This window comes from Flavobacterium sp. DSP2-3-1 (assembly GCF_049896865.1).
In the GTDB taxonomy this organism is placed as follows: Bacteria; Bacteroidota; Bacteroidia; order Flavobacteriales; family Flavobacteriaceae; genus Flavobacterium.
In genome coordinates, this window is sequence record NZ_JAFCVD010000002.1 from 275159 (window position 1) to 298969 (window position 23811).

The following is a 23811-nucleotide window of genomic DNA, read 5'->3' on the forward strand; positions in this document are numbered from 1 at the left end:
CCAATACCATGAACTCTAAAATTTATCTTTTAGGACTTATAATGTTTTTTTTTACTTCATGTAAGAAAGAGACACCAATTAAGGTAACAACAGATGATTTCTGTGCGGCAGTTGATACAGTAACAGGAATTATGGTTCATGATATATTTTCACCTCCAGTTGCGAGTAGAATTTATGTTTATCCTAATGTTGCCGCTTATGAAATTATGGCTCAAAACAATACTAAATATGAAAGTTTACAAGGGCAGTTGAAAGGATTAGATTCAATTCCTAAACTAAATCCGAAAAGTGGCGTAAATAAAAATTTAGCAGCGATTATTGCTCACATTGAGGTAAGTAAACAATTGATTTTTTCGGAGGGAGCTTTAGAAAAATATAGAGATAGTTTGTATGAGAAATGGGGTTCTGAAAATCAAAAAGAATTTGATGTATCTAAAGAATACGCGTTAAAAGTGGTGGACAGAATTAAAATGTGGATGGGGAAAGATAATTATAAACAAACTCGGACTTCTTCTAAATTTTCAGTTTATGCAGATCAAGCTGGAAGATGGCAACCAACTCCTCCATCTTACATGGATGGTGTTGAACCTCATTGGGGCGAAATAAGAACTTTAGTTATGGATTCGGCGTCTCAATTTAAACCCATTAAACCTTATCCATTTTCCACCGATAAAAATTCTGCTTTTTATAAAGATGCAAAAGAAACCTATGATTTAGGAAATATGATTTCCGAAAAATTAATTGAAGTAGAGAAAAACCAAAGCAAATCAATTCCTGAAGAATCTGCAATCGCTTCATTTTGGGATTGTAATCCGTATGCTACCGTCATACAAGGGCATATGATGTTTGCAAAGAAGAAAAACACACCTGACGCGCATTGGATTAATGTTACTAAAATTGCTTTAAAAAAATCAAAATCAGATTTTGAAACTACTGTTTTTGCTTATACTATAACATCTATCGGAATTTTTGAGAGCTTCATTAGTTGTTGGGATGAAAAGTATAGGAGTAATGTTGTGCGTCCTGAAACGTATATCAATCAAAACATAGATGAAAACTGGAGACCACAATTACAAACACCTCCTTTTCCGGAATATGTAAGTGGACATTCTGTGGTTTCGTCGTGCTCGGCAATTATTCTAACCTCTATTTTTGGAGATAATTTTAGTTATATCGATGACTCAGAAGTTTCTTTTGGATTGCCTAAAAGACCTTTTAAATCATTTAAACAAGCTGCAGCAGAAGCTTCAATAAGTAGGCTTTATGGAGGAATTCATTACAGAGCCGCTATTGAGAATGGTATTGTACAAGGCAATAATATTGGGCATTACATTAATAATACATTAAAGATGAGTAAAAAATAATGACAGTCAGAAAAAAAATTATAATTGGTTTTAGTATTTTGTTTTCCTTGTTTTTAGTTTGGTATTTCTTTCTAAAGCGGGCCGATTATTGTATATCTTTTAAAGTAAATGCAGCTACAGGAACCGTATTTCAAGGTATTCAGGAGTGGTCAAATGCTCAAGGTTTAAAGGAGTCTGAAAGGTATGTGATTTTAGAAAAAAGAAATTTTGACTTTATCAAACACGAAATGACCAAAAAAGAAGTTCAAATGCACTACACTTGGGACATTACTCCTGTAAACGATTCAATGACAAAAGTGAGTATTGGCATCAAAGATTTAAATCACAGTTGGTACAATAAACTAACCGCACCTTTTTTTAATACTGAATTCAAGGAAGAACAAATCAAAAAAATAAGTGATTTTAAAAAAGGATTAAGCGAACATTTGAAGAATTTCAAAGTCAGAATTGATGGAGAAGGTACATCAGAAGAAACATTTGTTGCCTACATCAATTTGAAAAGTGTTTTACAGGAAAAAGCACAAAATATGATTGCAAATGACGCTACTATTACTGGTTTTCTTTTCGAGAATCAAATAAAAATAATAGGTACACCCTACTTGGAAATTGTAAAATGGGATCTTGATAAAGAAACAATCGATTTTAATTATTGTTTTCCAGTTGAAAAACCCAAAACAAATATTGTAAATAACGATGTAAAATTCAAAACCTTACCTGCCTTCAAAGGATTGAAAGCGACTTATTATGGTAATTTCAGAACTTCAGACAGAGCTTGGTTTGCGTTGCTTGATTATGCAAAAAAGCACAAACTTAAATTGGAAAATAAAGTATTGGAGCATTTCTTGTCAAATCCTTATAATGGTGGAACAGAGCTGGAATGGGAAACTAAAATAATTATTCCTTTTGCGTCCAAATAAAGAGCAGTTTATTTAGGTAATTTACATATATCGAAAACGATTTCGGTTCTTCCGAAAACGTTTTTGTTTTTATTCTGTTTTTAATTAGCGTTATTAAAATTAATTTTAGTAAAAATTAACAAATTAACCAATCAGAATGAATTTAAAAGTGAAATTGAGCTTTTGGCAGATAATCAATATGAATGTTGGTTTTTTTGGCATTCAATACAGCTTTGGGTTGCAACAAAGTGCCGTCAATCCTATTTACGATTTTCTACATGCAAGCCCGGATCAAATCCCGATGCTAAATCTTGCGGGACCTTTAACTGGTTTATTGATTCAACCTATTATTGGTGCGATGAGCGATAAAACGTGGCATCCAAGATGGGGAAGACGGAAACCTTACTTTTTTATTGGAGCCATAATTTGTAGTATCGCTTTATTTCTATTCCCATTCAGCAGTTCCTTGTGGATGGCTGCGGGTTTACTTTGGATCCTGGATGTCGGTAACAATACCGCTATGGAACCGTATCGCGCTTTTATTGCGGATACGCTGGACGAAGAACAACAGCCAATAGGTTTTCAGGCGCAAAGTTTTTTTACTGGTTTCGGACAGTTTCTGGCCTATATTTCTCTGTTTCTATTTCCAATTGTTTTTGTTGGATATACCGGATCATTACCCACTTGGATTTACGCCTCCTTCTTTTTAGGAGCGATCCTTTCTGTAACTTCCATTTGGTGGAGTATGGGTAAAACAAAAGAAATCCCGCCTACAGCGGAAGAAATAGCAATTTTAAAAGCGCAACCATTACATATTTTTTCACCTTTCATCGATATATATAAAGCAGTTTTAGAAATGCCAACTGTAATGTGGCAACTATTTCTTGTTTATTTGTTTCAATGGTATGCGATGATGTGTTATTGGCAAAACAATTCAAAAAGTATTGCTTTATCCGTATGGAATGTAACCCCAATGAATGCAATGGGCTACGAAAAAGCGGTAGAATGGAACGGGTTAATCGGTGCTTTTGGATTTATAGTTACGTTTTCAATTGCTTTTTATTTGGCAAAATTAGCCAAAAAGCATGGTGCGAAAATGATTCATTTTGTTTGTCTGTTATTTGGAGCCGTTTCTTTTTTATGGTTTCCAATGGTACAAAATCAATATGTGTTTTTTGCGGTAATTATTGGCTACGGAATTGCTTGGGCAAGTATGATGGGAATACCATATTTAATGGTCGTTGCTGTTATTCCAAAAGAGCGTTATGGAGTGTACATGGGTATTATTAATATGATGATTGTTATTCCAATGATTATCCAAAATCTCTCTTTTGGTTATATTTTAAAGAACTTCTTAGACAATGATGCTCGCCAAGCCATTACTTTTGCTGGTGTTCTGATGCTAATCAGTGCTTTTTGTACCCTTTTGATTAAAAGTAAAAAAGTTTCAATAGCAAAGTATGAATAGTGATTTGAATTATAGTAAAGCAATTGAGTTGCTTGAGAAAGTTTCCTCATCCGAAGGATTTTTGGCGAGTGCACAAAATATTTCCAACTACAGAAGAGTTTGGGCGCGAGATGGAGTGATTTGTGGATTGGCGGCTTTAGCTTCAGGAGATGAGAAATTAATTGTAACATTTCGTAAAACATTAGAAACATTAGCCAATAATCAACATCAAAGCGGAACTATTCCATCAAATGTGATGACAAATGGCGACCAAGTTGAGGTTAGTTATGGCGGATTGGCAGGAAGAGTTGATGCGGTGACTTGGTTTGTAATTGGGATTTGCCAATATGCCTATTATACAAAAGACATTACCTTCGTGGCAAAATACGATACTGAAATTGAAAAGTGTTTTGCGCTCCTGGATGCTTGGGAATTTAACAATAAAGGACTTTTATATGTGCCATTATCAGGAAACTGGGCAGATGAATACATTACAGACGGTTATGTTTTGTACGATCAATTGCTCCGAATTTGGGCTCTGAAGAGCTACAATCATTTTGCACATGACGAGGTTATTACCGCAAAGATTGCCACAATAACAAAGCAACTGGAAATTAATTTCACACCAAACTCTACAGGTGAAAAATACCACGAACGAGCTTACAATGAGATAAATATTCAAAAATATATGCCATGTTCCTTTTCGCCTGCAGGATACAAAACACAGTTTGATGCTTTTGCAAATTCGCTGGCTTTGTATTTGAACATTGGTTCCGAAGATTTTCAAAATTCAATTTTAGAATATTCAATTGCGCTCATAAACGAAATGAAATTGCAGTTGTTGCCTGCTTTTTGGCCACCAATAAAAGAAACTGATTTAGACTGGAATTTGCTTAAAAACAATTGCAAATACGAGTTTAGAAATTACCCTAATGAGTTTCATAATGGAGGAAGCTGGTCAATGGTCAATGGCTTTTATGGTCTGGCCTTGCTTTCAAAAGGGAAGAAGAAGGAAGCTGATGCACTTTTAACAGCTATAAATAGCGCTAATGCTACTGAAAATTTCAGTTTTTACGAAAACTTCAATAGTGAAACCAAAGAGCCCAACGGTGTTCCTTTTTGCGCTTGGAGTGGTGCGGCAACGGTGCTTTTACACCAAAGTTTACATACAAATTTTAAATTTTTAGTTTAATTGGAAAAGACAATAGACATAATATGTGCAGGCGAAGTTTTGATTGATTTTATTGGTCACGAAATGAATACGTCTATAAACAGGACCAAAGATTACCATCGTTTTTTGGGAGGTTCACCTACAAATGTTGCTGTAAATGCAACGCGCTTGGGTTTGAAATCAGTATTAGTAGCTACTTGTGGAGAAGATGGATTAGGCGAATATATTGTTAGGAAGTTAAAAGCGAATCATGTTATTACATCACATGTTAGAAAATCAGAAAGTCATCCCACTTCTGTAATATTTGTTTCAAAATCGACCAGTACGCCAGATTTTATTCCGTACCGAGAAGCTGATTGTCAAATTCAGCAAAGTCAAATACCGAATGACTTACTGGAAAATGCTAAAATTTTCCATACGACTTGCTTTGCTTTAAGCAAAAATCCAGCTCGAACAACTATTGTCGAAAGTGCTAAACGAGCAAAAGCGTTAGGATTACAAACAAGCATTGATATTAATTTTTCGGAAAGGATTTGGCCGAATCGTGAAGAAGCAAAACAGGTTTTGAGAGAATATTTGTCAACTGATCCGTTAGTAAAATTAAGCGAAGACGACTGTTACCGTCTTTTTGCGGAAGCAAAAACCGAAGATTTTATTTTTGATTATTTTCATAGTTTAGGCGCTTCAACCATTTGTTTGACAAAAGGGAAGGATGGTGTTGTTTTATCGAATGTTGATTCCGGAATGTTTCATCAAAAAGCTTTACCGGTTGAAGATATCAAAGACACAACAGGCGCAGGAGATGCTTTTTGGACAGGTTTTTTATACGCTCAATTACGCAATAAAAACTTTGAAGAAACCATTACAATTGCTCAAAAACTGGCAGTATTGAAACTTCAGAATGTAGGCAGATTGCCGGAAGGAATAGACATTCAGGAATATTTAAATATAAATGTATAGTCCAAATTTAAATGCTAATTCAACTCAAAATATTAGGTAAAAGATGAAAAAAAGTACGGTTAAAATTGCCATGTATCTCAATTACTTTGTATTTGCTATTCTGCTGAACAGCGTGGGAATTGTGATATTAAAGGCACAAAAAAATTATGGGGTAGATGAGTTGCAAGCCAGTGTTCTAGAAGCTTTCAAGGATTTACCTATTGCCATTGTTTCGTTTTTAATCGCTTCGTTTTTACCCAGAATTGGATATAAGAGAGCTATGCTTATTGGTTTGGCTTTGGTTTCAGCAGCTTGCGTCAGTATGTATTTCGGAAATTCTTTTGGAACGGCAAAATTGCTTTTTGCTACCGTTGGCGTTTCTTTTGCACTGATAAAAGTATCGGTGTATTCGCTTATTGGAACCATAACAGAGAATCAGCAGGAGCACAATAGTTTGATGAGTAGCATTGAAGGCGTGTTTATGATAGGAATTGCGTTGGCGTATTTCTTATTTCCTGCTTTTAATTCTGATGCGAATCCAGATGCTTGGTTGAACGTGTATTGGCTATTGGCGGGAATTTCAGCTGTGTCTTTTGGCTTTTTATTTTTTACCAAATTCGAAAGTCAAACGGACATTCCGGGTGTTGATTTAGTTGATGATTTTAAACAAATGTTCAAATTGTTCACGAAACTATTAACCATCGTTTTTGTAATCAGTGCGTTCCTTTTTGTAATGATCGAGCAAGGAATCATGTCTTGGCTGCCAACTTTCAACAGCAAGGTATTGCATCTTCCAGAGAATATCAGTATTATGATGGCAAGTATTTTGGCTATTTCATTAGCTGTTGGACGACTTTTGGCCGGCGTTATTACAAAAAGAGTCAATTGGTTTTGGGTACTTAGTTGTAGTATTATAGCGGCAATGCTTATTGTGGTTTTTGTACTTCCAAAAGCAGTTGGATTAAATGTTAAAGACATTAATTCGCTTGGGGATATTCCTTTGATAGGATTTGCCTTTCCATTAGTGGGACTTTTTATTGCGCCAATTTATCCGCTTTTAAATTCCGTAGTTTTAAGCGCACTGCCCAAAAAATTACATAGCTCAATGACAGGTTTAATTGTAGTATTTTCTGCACTTGGTGGTACTTTAGGTTCCAGAGTAATTGGTTATCTATTTAAAAACGAAGGTCCGGAAAATGCATTTTATTACACCTTAATTCCAATGGGGCTTTTACTTGTCTCTTTCTTTATTCTAAAAAAACTTACCGCAAAACAATGAAATTCGTACTCAACATAGACAAAGTATTCCAAGAACTATTGCTTCAAGAGGATACAGATCAGGATAAAAAAATTACTAAAGACGATAATGGGCCTAAAGAATTTGTTTTGGTAGACGAAAATACGAAACAAGAAGCGGTTATCACAGGGACGTATCATTTGTCAAATTTATTGCAAGAATTAGCTCAGCTTAAGGAGGAGAATTTATCATTGGGGGAAGTTGATTTAAGTCGTATTCAAGAGAATCCTGTACACCGAATTTCAAGAAAAATTAAGGATGATTATTGGGAGGAGCTCACTCGAACCATTGATAAAAAAGGGTTGACGCAAATTATTGAAGACGAAAAAACATCTGCTGATGTGGCAAGGCTTTATGTTGCTGCCAAAGACAAACAGGGAGTGGCTTATTTTCAAGAATTGGAAAAGGAATTGCCAAATTTTAAAGTTGAAATTCTGCCGGAAAATTATTCGATGGAATATGTGGAAACTTTAAATGAGAAACCGGGAATTCTAGCTTTGGCTTTGGAACAAAAAACATACAGTCTGCAAGGTGTTCCTTTTGTGGTTCCCGGCGGAAGATTTAACGAAATGTATGGTTGGGACAGCTATTTTATTGGTGTTGGTTTATTGATAGACGGTCAAGTAAATAAAGCAATGGCGATTGCTGAGAATTTTAAATACCAAATTATTCATTACGGAAAAATTTTGAATGCAAATAGAAGTTATTATTTGACAAGAACGCAACCACCGTTATATTCTTCTTTGCTAATTAAAATTGCAAAAAAGAAGATGCCAAGTTTAGACTGGTTAAGAAGTCATTTGGAAACGGTCATTTTAGAATACAATACGGTTTGGATGGTGCAAGGAAATCGATTGACGCCAACAAGTTTAAACCGATATAAAGCCGATGGAATTGGTATGCCATTTGAAGTGGAGCCGGGACATTTTGATGATATTTTAGAACCTTTTGCTAAAAAATACAATTTGCCTGTTCGAGAATTTGAAAAGCAATATTTACAAAGAACGGTTGTAGATGCGGAACTGGATGAGTACTTTGTTCACGACAGAAGCATGAGGGAAAGTGGACACGACACCACGAACCGACTCATTAATAGGTGTGCCAATTTGAATTCAGTAGATGTAAACAGTTTTCTTTATAAATATGAAAAAGATGTCGCTTATTTAATAAAAGAGCATTTCGATACTGCTTTTCAGGTTGGTAATGTAGTTTACACTTCAAAAGAATGGGAACAAAAGGCACTTTCCAGAAAAACTAAAATCAATGAATTGTGTTGGAACGAAGCGTCAAGCATGTATTTTGACTATGATTTTGTGAATCATGAGCAATTTGCGTTTGAAGCAGCAACAACATTTTTTCCTTTGTGGGCTGGGTTGTGTGATGAAAATCAGGCTAAAAAATTAGTGGAAGTTGCCTTACCGCAATTTATAAAAACAGGAGGAATTACGGGAAGTACCAAAGCAAGTGTTGCAAATGCTCCAAAAGACGCTCCGCAGCGACAATGGGATTATCCTTTTGGTTGGGCACCGCACCAAATGTTGCTATGGGAAGGATTGATTAACTATAATTATTTGGATAAAGCACAAGAAATGGTGTACCGATGGTTGTGGTTAATTACAAAAAATGCAGTGGATTATAATGGAACAATTCCAGAAAAATTTGATTTGGAAATCAATTCGCATAAAGTTTTTGCCGAATATGGAAATGTGGGAACCGAATTTGATTACATCGCCAAAGAAGGTTTTGGGTGGGTAAATGCGTCTTATCAATATGGATTGCAAATTTTAAGCGAAGAATTAAAAGAGAAATTAGGAGAATTGATTTCTCCCGATACTATTTTTTAGCACTGAAAAATATTTTTTGTTGTTTGAATGTATATTTTTTTTAACTTTATGATTCACTAAATGAATCAATTATGACTGTTAATCAAATTTTAAGTACCAAAGGAAAGGATGTTTATTCCATACTTTCTACAAACACTGTATACGAAGCATTAACAGTGATGAGCGAAAAAAATATCGGAGCTATTCTTATCATTGAAGATACAGTTTTGAAAGGGGTTTTATCTGAAAGAGATTATGCTCGAAAAATTGTTTTGAAAGCAAAATCTTCAAAGAAAACTTTTGTTTATGAAATTATGGAAACTGATGTAGTTACGGTAAATCCATCGGATAATTTAGAGTACTGCATGGAGTTAATGAGTACAAAAAGAGTTCGACATTTGCCAGTTTTGGAAAATCAGATTGTAATTGGGATTATCTCAATCAGTGACGTAGTAAAAGCCATAATCGAAATGCAAAAAGATACTATTCAACATTTAAACTCTTACATTACGCAATAAAAACAATCTAAAAAGATATAATTACAAAAAGCTACAGTTGATGTAGCTTTTTTTTTTTGGAATCAAAAAAGGGGTTTTTTACAAAAGAATAGGATAAAAGTAAACTTTTTAAAGCAAGTCTTCTATCTTTGTGAACTAGAATAAAATCTAAAAACAATGGACAAAAATAGCAAAAGAAGAGAAGCATTATTATACCACGCAAAGCCAACTCCTGGTAAAATTCAAGTAGTTCCTACTAAGAAATATGCAACACAAAGAGATTTATCTTTGGCATATTCTCCTGGTGTAGCTGAGCCGTGTTTAGAAATAGCCAAAGACGTAAACAACGTTTATAAATATACCGCAAAAGGGAATTTAGTTGCAGTAATCACCAATGGAACTGCAGTTTTAGGATTGGGTGACATTGGCCCGGAAGCATCAAAACCAGTAATGGAAGGGAAAGGATTACTGTTCAAAATCTTTGCTGATATTGATGTATTTGACATTGAAATTGGAACAAAGGATATAGAAGAATTTATCCAGACCGTAAAAAATATAGCCCCCACTTTTGGTGGAATTAATTTAGAAGACATTAAAGCACCGGAATCTTTTGAAATTGAAAGACGACTGGTTGAAGAGCTGAATATTCCTGTAATGCACGATGATCAGCACGGTACTGCCATCATATCATCTGCGGCACTGTTGAATGCATTAGAATTGGCAGGTAAAAAATCAGAAGATGTAAAGATGGTTGTTTCTGGAGCCGGCTCTGCTGCCTTAGCTTGTGCTAATATGTACGTTTTATTAGGTGTAAAAATTGAGAATATATTAATGTTTAACAGTAAAGGAGTTTTGACAAAAGACAATCCTTCTTTATCTATTTTGCAACAAAAATATGCACAAGACATAAAACCGATAAGTCTTGAAGAAGCATTAGTGGGCGCAGATCTTTTTTTAGGATTGTCATCTGGCAATATCATGACTCCAAAAATGTTGCTGGGGATGGCCGAAAATCCAATTGTTTTTGCGATGGCAAATCCAGATCCGGAAATTGATTATAATCTTGCGATTGCAACTCGTAAAGATATTATAATGGCAACAGGACGTTCTGATTTTCCTAATCAAGTAAATAATGTTTTAGGATTCCCCTATATTTTTAGAGGCGCATTAGATGTTCGTGCAACCAAAATAAATGAGGCTATGAAAATGGCTGCAGTAAGAGCCTTAGCGGCATTAGCGAAAGAATCGGTTCCGGAACAAGTGAATATTGCTTACGGCGCTACAAAATTGGTTTTTGGAAAAGAATATATAATTCCTTCTCCATTCGATCCTAGATTGATAACTGTTGTTGCGCCAGCTGTTGCAAAAGCAGCGATGGATTCTGGTGTAGCGTTAAATCATATTACAGATTGGAAAAAATACGAAGAAGAATTATTAGACCGTTTAGGGAATGATAATAAAATGGTTCGTTTGATTACCAATAGAGCTAAGATGGATCCTAAAAAAATTGTTTTTGCTGAAGCAGATCATTTAGATGTTCTTAAAGCAGCGCAAATTGTATGGGAAGAAGGTATCGGTTTCCCAATTTTATTAGGGAACAAAGAAATTATTTTAGAATTAAAAGCAGAAATCGGTTTTGATGCCGATGTTCAGATTATAGATCCTAAAATTAACGAAGAAGAAGCACGAAGAAATAAATTTGCAAATACGTATTGGTCCACTCGACAAAGACGTGGAATTTCTTTTTTAGATGCTCAAAAATTAATGCGTGAAAGAAACTATTTTGCCGCAATGATGGTCAATGAAGGAGAAGCAGATGCATTGGTAACAGGACATTCAAGAAGTTATCCTTCAGTTGTTAAACCCATGTTGCAACTCATCGAAAAAGCGCCAGGAGCTTCTATTATAGCTACTACTAACATGATGATGACGGCTCGTGGGCCCATGTTTTTATCCGATACTGCAATAAACATTAATCCATCAGCAGATGATTTAGCTAAAATTGCCATAATGACGGCTAAAACAGCCAAAATGTTTGGGGTAGAACCGGTAATTGCAATGATATCATTCTCTAATTTCGGATCGTCTACAAGTGAAAGCGCAGCCAAAGTAAGAGAAGCGGTAACTTATTTGCATAAAAATCATCCGGAGATGATCATTGATGGTGAGCTTCAGGCAGATTTTGCTTTAAACCCAGAAATGCTGAAAGCAAAATTTCCTTTTTCAAAATTAGCAGGTAAAAAAGTAAACACTTTGATTTTTCCAAATTTAGAATCAGCAAACATTACCTATAAGCTTTTAAAAGAATTAAATAAAGTAGATTCAATAGGACCTATCATGCTGGGAATGGGAAAACCAGTCCATATATTTCAATTGGGTGCAAGTGTTGAGGAAATGGTCAATATGGCTGCAATTGCGGTGATTGATGCACAGGAAAAAGAAATGAAAAAAGCCAAACAAATTTAATTTAATACACAGAAGACAACAAACATCGTTAAAATTATAAATTTAATTTAACCCGATGCTAATTTTGTTATATTTGGAAATATATTAACACTTCATGATAGCACATTTACAAGGCAAATTGGTAGAGAAATCGCCGACACAAATAATCATTGATTGCGGCGGTGTTGGCTACCATGTAAACATTTCTTTACATACGTATTCCTTATTACCAAACACAGATTTAATAAAAGTCTATACGCATCTTCAGATAAAAGAAGATGCGCATACGCTTTTTGGTTTTATGGAAAAGTCAGAAAGAGAAATTTTTAGGCTTTTATTATCTGTTTCCGGCATAGGAGCGAGTATTGCCCGAACCATGCTTTCCTCATTAGATCCAAAACAAATTACAAATGCCATTGCATCTGCGGATGTAATAACTATTCAATCAATAAAAGGAATAGGCAGTAAAACAGCTCAAAGGGTAATATTGGATTTAAAGGAAAAAGTATTAAAATTATATGATTTAGATGAAGTTTCTATGTCGCAAAGCAATACTAATCGAGATGAAGCGTTATCAGCTTTGGAAGTTCTTGGGTTTGTACGAAAAACTTCAGAAAAAATTATTGAAAAAATAGTCAAAGAAGATCCAGATGCTTCTGTAGAATCAATTATCAAAAAAGCTTTAAAAAACCTATAAAAGGTATTCAAGAAAAACGAGTTGTATGCATAAAATTTGTATTTTTTTACTTGTTTTATTTTGTGGAGTAGTGTCGCAGGCACAAGTAGAACAAGCAGCTCAGGATACCGTCAAAACTGGTTTTTCTATTGGGAAACTTCAACTAAAAAACCCTCAAAGCATTCTTTCTGCTTACACGTATGATCCTGTTACGGATCGTTATGTTTACACTAATTCTGTTGATGGATTTTCTATCAATTACCCTATTATTTTAACACCAAAAGAGTATGAAAGCCTTGTTTTGAAAGAATCGATGCGTGATTATTTTAAGAAAAAGGTAGACGCAATTGATGGAAAAAAAGAAGGAAGCGAACTTGCAAAAAGAGATTTGTTACCCAGATATTACATAAAATCAGGACTGTTTGAATCTATTTTTGGAAGTAACACAATTGATGTAAAACCTACCGGATCTGTAGAAATGGATTTGGGAATGCGCTACACCAAACAAGATAATCCATCTTTTTCTCCAAGAAACAGATCCAATCTTTCTTTCGATTTTGATCAAAGAATAAGTATGAGCTTGATGGGGAAAGTAGGAACACGACTAAATGTGAATGCCAATTATGATACGCAGTCTACATTTGCTTTTCAAAATTTAATCAAGTTAGATTACGCTCCTACTGAGGATGATATCATTCAAAAAATTGAAGTGGGAAATGTCAGCATGCCGTTAAACAGTTCTTTAATTCGAGGCGCGCAAAGTTTGTTTGGTGTAAAAACTCAACTGCAATTTGGAAAAACAACAATAACAGGCGTTTTTTCGGAACAAAAATCACAAACAAAGAGTTTAATTGCTCAAGGAGGAGGAACAATTGAGAATTTTGAAATGTTTGCTTTGGATTATGATAGCGACAGGCACTTTTTCTTATCCCAATATTTTAGAAATAGATATGATAAATCGCTGACAAATTATCCCTTCATCGATAGTAGAGTCCAAATTTCTAGAATTGAAATTTGGGTAACCAACAAACAAAACCGAGTTACTGCGACCAATAATAATCTAAGAAATATCATTGCGCTTCAGGATTTAGGAGAAGGGCAATTATCTGGTTTGCCTGATAATGAAGTAGTTGTTTTAGATCCTTCAACAGGGATTTTCAACAATCCTTTAGATTCTCCTACGGACAATTCCAATAATGATTATGATCCGGCCCAGATTCTCACGGGAACTGGTTTGCTGAACCCTAATATTCGCGAAATAGTAACTTCGAATTCCGGTTTTAATACAACAGTAAGCGAAGGTCAGGATTACTCTAAATTGGAAAATGCCAGGAAACTGAATCCAAATGAATATGCATTCAATCCACAATTAGGATATATTTCATTGCAACAACGATTGGCGAATGATGAGGTTTTAGCAGTGGCGTACCAGTATACGATTGGTGATAAAGTTTACCAGGTGGGAGAATTTGGTAATGATGGCGTAGATGCAACTGTGGTTACAGGAAACAGTCCGTCAAACCAAGCTATTATTTCGCAAAGTCTGGTATTGAAAATGTTGAAAAGTAATTTGACCAATGTTAAAAATCCAGTTTGGAATTTGATGATGAAAAATATCTATCAAATTCAAGGCGGCTATCAATTGAAACAAGAAGATTTTAGATTTAATATTCTTTACACAGATCCTTCGCCATTAAATTATATTACCGAAGTTGCGGGAAGTCCTTTTCCAGCAAATCCTACGAAAGAAAATGAAGTTTCCGAAACGCCGTTGTTGAAAGTATTCAATTTGGATAAATTAAATTACAACAATGATCCGCAAACTGGTGGAGATGGTTTTTTTGATTTTATGCCAGGCTTGACTATTGATGCGCAAAACGGAAGAATAATATTCACCACCAAAGAGCCTTTTGGAGAATTATTATTTTCTAAATTATCTAATACAGGTTCCGCAGAAAATTATAATAACAGTAGTACTTATAATGAAAATCAAAAGAAATATGTGTTCCGCAGTATGTACCGAAATACACAATCTGGCGCTTTGCAGGACAGTGATAAAAATAAATTTTTATTGAGAGGAAAATATAAATCGACCGGTAGTGACGGAATCCCAATTGGCGCATTCAATGTTCCTCAGGGTTCAGTTGTGGTTACCGCAGCGGGAAGAGTTTTGGTTGAAGGAATTGATTACAGCGTCAACTATCAGTTAGGCCGTGTTCAAATTTTGGACCCCTCGTTGCAAGCATCAAACACACCTATTGAAGTGTCATTGGAAAACAACTCGGTTTTTGGTCAGCAAACCAGGAGATTCATGGGACTGAATGTCGAGCATAAAATTTCCGATAACTTTGTGGTTGGCGGTACATTCTTAAAAATGTCTGAACGACCGTTTACACAAAAATCAAGCTTTGGTCAGGAATCCGTTAACAATACTATTTTTGGATTCAACACGAATTTCTCCACTGAAGTTCCTTTTTTAACCCGTTTGGTAAATAAATTACCAAATATTGATACCGATGTTCCTTCTAACCTTTCGGTTAGGGGCGAAATAGCTTTTTTGAAACCGGACTCGCCAAAAGCGGATCAATTTCAGGGAGAGTCGACCATTTATGTTGATGATTTTGAGGGCTCGCAATCTACCATTGACATGCGTTCCCCGTATTCTTGGAGCTTAGCATCCACACCGGAGCGAAACCCATCAAGCACGTATGATTTCAATGCAAGTGCCAATGATTTGAGTTATGGATTTAAAAGAGCGAAATTAGCGTGGTATTCTATTGATCCTGTTTTTTATACGCAAAAGCCCGTTGGAATCTCAAATGAAGATTTATCTTTCAATAAAACCCGAAGAATTTTCAGTGAGGAACTGTATCCTTTAACAGATATTGCACAAGGACAATCACAACTTGTAAACACATTGGATCTAAGTTATTATCCATCGGAGCGAGGACCATATAACAATAATCCAAATAAAGCTTCAAATCCAGCAGATAACTTTGGTGGAATTATGCGATCGTTAAATTCAACAAATTTCGAACAAGGAAATGTGGAGTACATTCAGTTTTGGGTGTTAGATCCGTACGTTGGAAATGGTCAGGCTCCTCAATCGAATACTGGAAAAATATATTTCAATTTAGGGGAAATAGCAGAAGATGTTTTGAAAGACGGAAGGAAACAATATGAAAATGGACTTGGGCCAGACCAGATTTTGGTTAATCCAAGACCGTTGTGGGGAGATGTTCCTGCTTCCCAATCCTTAATTTATGCTTTTGATACTAATGCTGATAACAGAAAAAATCAGGATATTGGTCTGGACGGTTTGGCTAATGCCAATGAAGGAGCGGTTTATACGAATTTCGCCTCGGAGCTGGATCCTGCAGCAGATGATTACACCTTTTATCTGAATGCTTCAGGAGGAATTTTGGATCGGTATAAAAGGTATAATGGTACAGATGGGAATTCAGCGGTAGACATCACTGATCCCAATAGAGGATCATCAACGGTACCCGATGTCGAAGATATAAACAGAGACAATACCATGAACACCATCAATGCGTATTATGAGTATAGTGTTGATGTGCAACCTGGAATGAATGTTGGACAAAATTACATCACCGATATAAGAAATACACAAGTGACACTGCCAGATGGTTCTACTACTGAGGCCAGATGGTTGCAATTCAAAATTCCGGTTTCTCAACCTCAAAATACGATTGGAAATATTTCTGATTTTAGATCCATCCGTTTCATGAGAATGTTTATGACTGGGTTTAATGAGGAAGTAACGATTCGTTTTGGTGCCCTTGATTTAGTTCGTGGCGAATGGAGAAGGTATACCAATACCCTTGATTTTAATGATACGAATGTTTTGAATGACGTCACTAATTTAGATGTTTTGGCAGTTAACGTTCAGGAAAATAACGAAAGATGTCCGGTAAATTATATTACACCGCCGGGCGTACAAAGGGAACAATTATTTAATAATAATACGATAATCAATCAAAATGAGCAATCGTTAGCATTGAGAGTTTCCGGCGATGGATTAGAGCCGGAAGATTCCAGAGCAGTCTTTAAAAATGTGAGTATTGATATGCGTCAATTCAAGAAATTGAAAATGTTTTTGCACGCAGAATCTTTGACGGGCGAAATTGCACTTCAAGACAATCAAATGGTTGGATTTATCCGTTTTGGAAATGACTTTACTCAAAATTTCTATCAAATTGAGATTCCATTAAAAGTAACGGTTGCTGATCAAGTTTTTATTCCGGATCCCAATAATCCAATTCCCAAAAATCCAAATATTAAGGATTGTTCTGCATTAAGCGCAGAAGCGGTTTGGCCAGAAGAGAACGAAATTGATTTGTCTTTGGCATTATTGACTAAATTGAAGATTTTAGCCATGAGTGTTGACCAAAACACGCTGCCTTTAGACGGGATTTATTATCCAGATTCGGATCTTAGTAAACCAGACGGAGACGGAAGCAGTTCGTTGAAGTTAGGGATAAAAGGAAATCCAAATTTTGGTTTAGTCCGCACACTTATGGTCGGTGTGAAAAACAACGATCTTCTAAACGATATTAAAGGAGAAGTTTGGTTCAATGAACTTCGTTTGGCAGATATGGACAACCAGGGCGGAATGGCGGCAGTATTGAATGTAGATTCGAATTTAGCTGATTTTGCCACCGTTTCTGCATCAGGTAGAAAAAGCACTATTGGTTTTGGCGCATTAGAACAAGGGCCAAACGAGAGAAACCGTGAGGATACAGAGCAATATAGTATTGTGACCAATGTAAATCTTGGAAAATTATTGCCGCAAAAATGGGGTGTCAATTTACCGTTCAATTACGCTATTGGTGAAGAAACAATAACTCCGGAATACGATCCTTTTAATCAAGATATCAAATTAAAACAGTTGCTTGATAATACAACCGATCAAAATAAAAAAGACAATATTACCAGTAGAGCAGTTGATTATACAAAACGCAAGAGCATCAACTTTATCGGAGTGAGAAAAGAGCGCCAGCCAGAACAGAAACAGCATGTTTATGATCCTGAAAACTTCACGTTCTCTCAGTCTTTTAACGAAGTGGAACGCCATGATTTTGAAATAGAAGATTACGCAGATCAGCAAGCAAATTCATCTGTGGATTATGCGTACACTTTTCAGTCTAAACCAGTGGAGCCGTTCAAGAAGACTAAATTCATGAAGAAAAGTAATTATTGGAAGCTGTTAAGCGATTTCAATTTTAACTATTTGCCTTCCAATATTTCATTTAATACAAATATCAACAGACAATACAACCGTCAACAATTCAGACAAGTTGAGGTGGAAGGAATTGGAATTGACCCGCTCTACCGCAGAAATTTTGCGTTCAATTATCAATACGGGTTCAATTATAATTTGACAAAATCGTTGAAATTAAATTACACGGCATCTTCAAGCAATATCGTGAAAAACTATTTGAATGAGGATAACGAGCCTATTGACAGTTTTACTATTTGGGACAGTTATTGGGATATTGGAGATCCAAACCAGCACATGCAACAATTGGTTCTAAATTATGAAATTCCTATTAGTAAGATTCCATTATTCAGTTTTGTCAAAGCAAATTACTCCTACACGGGTGATTACAGCTGGCAACGAACTTCTAATGCATTATCGCAAATTAAAATTGACGGGCAAGATTATAATTTAGGAAATACAATTCAGAATGCGAGCTCCAATAATTTGAATGCATCATTCAATATGGACATGTTGTACAAGTATTTAGGAGTGACAAAAAACAACAATAAAACGCTTCCAAAACCAAAAGCGGCGGCGCCGAAACCAGGCGAAAAAATAGTGAATACAAGTGCCAGTCAAATTCCCAAAAACAATGTATTTGTTGATGGTTTAATTGGAGTCTTGACCAGCGTAAAGAATATTCAAATGAATTATACCCACAACAGCGGTACAATTTTACCAGGATATACGCCGGGTGTTGGGTTTTTGGGATCTTCAAGACCGTCGTTAGGATTTATATTTGGGAGTCAGGATGATGTTCGTTACGAGGCGGCCAAAAATGGTTGGTTGACGAATTATGCGGACTTTAACCAAAATTTCTCCCAAGTCACCAATAAATTATTTAAGGCTACTGCCAATGTAGATTTGTTTCCCGATTTAAAAATTGATTTGACATTAGACAGGGCTTATTCTAAAAATTCATCAGAACAATACGATGTTACCGATGGAATTTACAATCCGAGATCGCCTTATAGTACAGGTATTTTCTCTATATCGGCAGTATTAATAAAGACCTCATTTTCTACCAGTGATGAAATTTCGTCAATAGCGTTTGATGATTTTAGAATAAACCGACTAACGGTAGCAAACCGTTTAGCAACAGAAAGAGGAATTGACATTAATAATCCTGTCAATATTGATGCGGAAGGATTTCCATTAGGATATGGAAAAAATAATCAAGCCGTATTGTTGCCGGCCTTTTTAGCGGCTTATTCCGGAGGTGATGCGTCAAATGTTTCCCTTGGAATTTTTAGGAGTTTTCCAATACCGAACTGGGCAGTAAAATACAATGGATTGATGCGTTATGATATTTTCAAGAAGAATTTCAAACGCTTCTCTTTGCAACACAATTATCGTGCGTCGTACACTATAAATGCATTCAGATCGAATTTTGAATATGATAATGCGCCAGATGGTGTAGATGCCAGCGGTAACTTTTTCAATCAGACAATTATGTCTAATATTAACTTAGTAGAACAATTTAGCCCACTTTTAAGAATGGATTTTGAATTAAAAAGTTCTTTAAAAGTATTGACTGAAATAAAAAAAGACAGAGCATTATCAATGAGTTTCGATAATAATTTATTGACGGAAGTGAAAGGAATTGAATATGTGGTAGGATTGGGGTATCGATTCAAAGATGTGATTTTTTCTTCTCGATTGGCGGATAATCCAACTGGGATAATAAAAAGCGACATCAATTTGAAAGGAGATTTATCGTATCGAAACAATCAGACAATCGTTCGTTATTTAGATTATGATAACAATCAATTGGCAGGCGGACAAAATATATGGTCTATAAAATTGACGGCGGATTACGCATTCAGCAAAAACCTGACGGCGATTTTCTATTATGATCATTCTTTTTCGAAAGCAGTAATCTCTACTTCTTTTCCGCTGACGAATGTTCGTTCCGGATTTACGCTTCGTTATAATTTTGGAAATTAATTTTTCAAAATCTAAACCAGATTTGGATAGAAGATTGTTACATTTGTCAAAGAAAATTTCAATTATCAATTAATAATTATCAATTACAATTTAGATGAACATACCAGCAAATTTAAAGTACACAAAAGATCACGAATGGGTTAGTATTGAAGGCGATATCGCAACAGTAGGAATTACTGATTTTGCTCAAAAAGAATTAGGAGATATCGTTTATGTTGAGGTAGAGACTTTAGATCAATCCTTAGAAAAAGATGAAGTTTTTGGAACAGTGGAAGCGGTAAAAACGGTTTCCGATTTGTTTCTTCCAGTAGCAGGTGAAATCATTGCTTTCAACGACGCTTTAGAAAGTAATCCGGAAAGTGTAAATTCTGATCCTTACGGTGCTGGATGGATGATCAAAGTAAAAATAGCTAATATGGTTGAAGTTGATGGATTGCTTTCTAGTGAATCATACAAAGAATTAATAGGTGCGTAAACAGCTTTATTTTTGGGCCGCTTTACTTTGGACTGGAATAATTGCTTTTTTTTGTTTGGTACAATTGAATAATGTCCCAATGGGAAATGTTTCAAATTTGGATAAATTGGTGCATGCCTTTTTTCATTTTGTGCTTACATTGTTTTGTTTTTTGTTTTTTAAAAGCCGGGCAATTGATGCCAGTAGTTTTAATCCCTTGATTACTTCGTTTCTGTTTTCTGTTTTTTTTGGAATAGGAATCGAAATAGCACAAGAATTACTAACGACAACCAGACATGCAGATATACTTGATGTTTTAGCAAATGTATCAGGAGCGACTTTAGCAGTAGTGCTTGTTCTTTTATTTGGGTTAAATACTAAGCTCAGATAATTTTAAAATAAATAAAGTCCCACTTCGGTGGGATTTTTTGTTTTTGCAGGTTTCAAGAAAGGGATGAATAATGTTTTCAACGATGTTATTTAAAGTCTTGTTTTATATATATGGCAGGGAGCTTTGGTTTACGTTTAAAAAAAAGAAATAGTAGCGTTTTATATGAAACTTATGTGCAGATATAATGTATTTTTGTGAGTCAGAATTCGTTATTATAAAGAAATCAAAAACGCCATGAATATCAAGCAATATTTAGATTCCACCTATTTAAAAACGGCTGAACAAGTGGGAATCAGTGAAAAAAAAAATATTCTTATCGTTAAGGAATTTATTCAGGAAGCTATTGAAGAGCATTTTAAACTTATTATGATTCGGCCAAATATGGTTTCGTTAGCAAAAAAAATGATTACGGAATCGAATTCGATTGTCCAAATAGGTACTGTAATTGATTTTCCAGAAGGGAAATCTTCATTAGAAGATAAACTCAAAGAAGCTGCTCAGGCTATTCAGGATGGCGCAGATGATTTGGATTTTGTATGCAATTACGAAGCTTTCAAGAATGGTGAAATTGATGTCGTTAAAGAAGAAATTCTAAAATGTACCCAATTCGGTTTGGCTCACAAGAAAGTTGTAAAATGGATTATTGAAGTGGCAGCACTAACCGAAAAAGAAATTATTCAATTATCAAGCTTGATAAAAAATGTTGTTGTTTCTAATTTTGAACAAGAGCTGTTTCCTCAAGTTTTTGTGAAGTCTTCCACCGGATTTTATAAAACTGAAAATGATTTACCAAATGGCGCCACTATTCCTGCCATAACGATGATGCTTGAAAATGCCTCGCCTCTTCCGGTAAAAGCTGCTGGCGGAGTCAGAACCTATGATGAAGCTGTTGCAATGATTCAGTTAGGGGTAAAAAGAATAGGAACTTCAGGTGCGAAAATGATAGCTAATGGTCAAAATTCAAATGATGAATATTAAATTCAAAAAGAAAATAAGCATGAACAAAGGATTTTTAGTTTTACTGATACTTTTGAATTCTTTTTTAATTTCTGCACAAGAAATTACAAGTGTTACTGTTCAATCAGGGAGTACTGCGGAACGTTTTCCTATTTTTTCGGATTGCGCCAACTTACAATCAAATGCATTAGAGACGTGTTTTTACAATCAGGTTCAGGATTTTGTTTTTGCAAATTTTGAAGTTCCGGAGGATTTGAAACAAAACAATTTTCAAGGCAATATAAAAGTACTTTTTGAAGTAGACAGTAATGGATTTTTTAAAGTGATTTACGTTGATGCAACTGAGGAGAAATTGATTGCTGAAACGAAAAGAGTTTTTAGTAAATTCCCAAAAATACAGTCGTCAACATACAATGGAAAACCAACGTACGCTAAGTTTACCATGACAATTTCAATTCCTTTGAAAAGTAGGGAAGCAGTAGACACTGAAACTTTGGCGCAAGCCAAAATCGTTCCCAACAACACAAAAAAGCTAACGGAACTGGATAGTATTATTTACAAGAAATTCAATAGTCCTGAGTTCGAGAGTCATTTGAACATCCCGTTTTCACATAGTTATTATGCACAGTTTGATGCTTCGTTAAACCAAATGGGGAGTAACAATCATACGGCTTCAAAGCCGTACACATATGCAGAAGTTTCTAAATATTATGATCTCAAGGCAGTAAATGAGAAGCTAAGAAAGAAATCCTCAAGTTGGTGGGCGAGAAAATTATGGAATGAAAACATGGTCGAAATTCAAGGGGATGACTATTGGTTTACACTAAATCCAATATTTGATTTGCAAGTTGGTAAAGCTTCTAAGAGTGATGTTTCGTATACCTATGTAAATACACGCGGAATCAATTTTCGTGGTGGTTTGGGCAAAATGCTGAATTTTACCACAACTGTTTTTGAAAGTCAGGGACGTTTTGCGGATTACTTTAACAATTACGCAAAATCAATTAGACCTGCAGGAGGAAATCCAGCTATTATTCCTGGAGTGGGAATTGCAAAAGATTTCAAAACGGATGCTTATGATTTCCCATCGGCGGAAGCCAATTTGACTTTTACGCCGAGTAAACATGTCGATTTACAGTTGGGTTACGGAAGAAATTTCATTGGGGATGGATACCGATCTTTATTAGAAAGTGATGGTGCCAGCCCGTATCCTTATTTTAAATTGAATACTAATTTTTGGAAAATAAAATATACCAATACGTACATGTGGCTCAAAGATGTTCGACCGGAAGTAACATTAGAACGAACGTATGCCACCAAGTTTATGGCAAATCATTATTTGAGTTGGAATGTTTCTAATAAATTAAATCTTGGTTTCTTTGAATCTGTGATTTGGACTAATACGAATGACAGAGGATTTGACGTGAGTTTTGTGAATCCAATTATTTTTTATCGTTCGGTTGAATTTGCATCTTCGGCCAGAAGCGGAAATGCAATTTTAGGGTTGACATATAAATACAAATGGAGCAATCAAATTAATTTTTACGGACAGTTTATTCTGGATGAATTTTCTCTCGGAGACGTCAAAAAAGGCGATAATAGTTGGAAAAATAAATACGGTTATCAGTTGGGTGTTAAGTATTACAACGCTTTCAAAGTAGATAATTTACTGTTGCAATTAGAATACAATCATGTGCGTCCCTATGTGTATTCTCATAGCATGCCAATTACAAATTATGGGCACAACAACCAAAGTATAGGCCACCAATGGGGAGGGAATTTCAAAGAATTAATCGCCATTGCCCGTTATCACAAAGGAAGGTATTTTGCTGATGCAAAAATTACTATGGGAACTCGAGGACTGGATTTTGATACCGCTACGGATAATTTCAATTACGGTGGAAATATCTATAAAGATTATGATGAAAAAAGACCGTTTGATAGCGGAGTAAAAGTGGGACAAGGAAATAAAACCGCTGTTTTTATTGCTGACTTTCAAGGAGGTTATTTAGTAAATCCGGCTACAAATTTAAAACTCTTCGGAAGTTATATTTATAGAAGTTTTGATCCAACAAAAAATACGGCAACTACTTTCAATCAGAGCACTAATTGGTTAACTTTGGGGCTAAGAGCGGATATTTTCAATTGGTATTTTGATTATTAATTTTTTGTGAATTGTTTTTTGTCAAATCCCTTTTGATGTACTACTTTTGCAAAAGTTTT

The 23811-nt window shown here is 35.2% G+C and carries 15 protein-coding genes; all 15 read left to right on the forward strand.

What is annotated here, in order from left to right; all coding sequences use genetic code 11:
• The first annotated feature begins 8 nt into the window (after window positions 1–8).
• The 15 genes from ACP7AT_RS03460 (at window position 9) to ACP7AT_RS03530 (ending at window position 23752) form a co-directional block, all read left to right on the forward strand.
• Entirely contained in the window at window positions 9–1364 is a 1356-nt protein-coding gene (locus ACP7AT_RS03460; protein WP_426062957.1) for a vanadium-dependent haloperoxidase, read from the forward strand.
• The gene (locus ACP7AT_RS03465; RefSeq protein ID WP_426062958.1) at window positions 1364–2281 is read left to right on the forward strand and encodes a GyrI-like domain-containing protein; all 918 of its coding nucleotides are present in this window, start codon (window positions 1364–1366) and stop codon (window positions 2279–2281) included. The genes ACP7AT_RS03460 and ACP7AT_RS03465 overlap by 1 nt, the downstream gene beginning before the upstream one ends.
• Window positions 2282–2417: 136 nt before the next feature.
• The gene (locus ACP7AT_RS03470; RefSeq protein WP_426062959.1) at window positions 2418–3728 is read left to right on the forward strand and encodes an MFS transporter; all 1311 of its coding nucleotides are present in this window, start codon (window positions 2418–2420) and stop codon (window positions 3726–3728) included.
• Entirely contained in the window at window positions 3721–4899 is a 1179-nt protein-coding gene (locus tag ACP7AT_RS03475) for a fructofuranosidase/invertase (RefSeq protein WP_426062960.1), read from the forward strand. The genes ACP7AT_RS03470 and ACP7AT_RS03475 overlap by 8 nt, the downstream gene beginning before the upstream one ends.
• Complete coding sequence (locus ACP7AT_RS03480) at window positions 4900–5838, forward strand: carbohydrate kinase family protein (RefSeq protein WP_426062961.1); 939 nt, start codon at window positions 4900–4902, stop codon at window positions 5836–5838.
• Window positions 5839–5881: 43 nt separating this feature from the next.
• Entirely contained in the window at window positions 5882–7096 is a 1215-nt protein-coding gene (locus ACP7AT_RS03485) for an MFS transporter (protein ID WP_426062962.1), read from the forward strand.
• Window positions 7093–8958 carry a trehalase family glycosidase gene (locus ACP7AT_RS03490; RefSeq protein WP_426062963.1) on the forward strand — a complete coding sequence of 622 codons (1866 nt, stop codon included), beginning with the start codon at window positions 7093–7095 and terminating at the stop codon, window positions 8956–8958. Before ACP7AT_RS03485 ends, ACP7AT_RS03490 begins: the two co-directional genes overlap by 4 nt.
• A gap of 71 nt (window positions 8959–9029) precedes the next feature.
• Entirely contained in the window at window positions 9030–9455 is a 426-nt protein-coding gene (locus ACP7AT_RS03495) for a CBS domain-containing protein (RefSeq protein WP_426062964.1), read from the forward strand.
• 156 nt (window positions 9456–9611) lie between these two features.
• Window positions 9612–11900: an NADP-dependent malic enzyme gene (locus ACP7AT_RS03500; protein WP_426062965.1), complete on the forward strand. Its 2289-nt coding sequence runs from the start codon at window positions 9612–9614 to the stop codon at window positions 11898–11900.
• Between the two features lie 94 nt (window positions 11901–11994).
• A complete protein-coding gene (gene ruvA / locus ACP7AT_RS03505; RefSeq protein WP_426062966.1) occupies window positions 11995–12576 on the forward strand; it encodes a Holliday junction branch migration protein RuvA in 582 nt (193 codons plus the stop codon).
• Window positions 12577–12601: 25 nt separating this feature from the next.
• Window positions 12602–19786: a cell surface protein SprA gene (gene sprA, locus ACP7AT_RS03510; RefSeq protein WP_426062967.1), complete on the forward strand. Its 7185-nt coding sequence runs from the start codon at window positions 12602–12604 to the stop codon at window positions 19784–19786.
• Window positions 19787–19880: 94 nt separating this feature from the next.
• Window positions 19881–20261 (forward strand): glycine cleavage system protein GcvH, encoded by a 381-nt coding sequence (gcvH, locus tag ACP7AT_RS03515; protein ID WP_426062968.1) that lies wholly within the window; start codon window positions 19881–19883, stop codon window positions 20259–20261.
• On the forward strand, window positions 20254–20631 hold the full coding sequence (locus ACP7AT_RS03520; protein ID WP_426062969.1) for a VanZ family protein: 378 nt from the start codon (window positions 20254–20256) through the stop codon (window positions 20629–20631). The genes gcvH and ACP7AT_RS03520 overlap by 8 nt, the downstream gene beginning before the upstream one ends.
• 234 nt (window positions 20632–20865) lie before the next feature.
• Entirely contained in the window at window positions 20866–21609 is a 744-nt protein-coding gene (gene deoC, locus ACP7AT_RS03525) for a deoxyribose-phosphate aldolase (RefSeq protein WP_426062970.1), read from the forward strand.
• The gene (locus ACP7AT_RS03530) at window positions 21581–23752 is read left to right on the forward strand and encodes a gliding motility protein RemB (RefSeq protein ID WP_426062971.1); all 2172 of its coding nucleotides are present in this window, start codon (window positions 21581–21583) and stop codon (window positions 23750–23752) included. The genes deoC and ACP7AT_RS03530 overlap by 29 nt, the downstream gene beginning before the upstream one ends.
• Window positions 23753–23811: the final 59 nt, after the last annotated feature.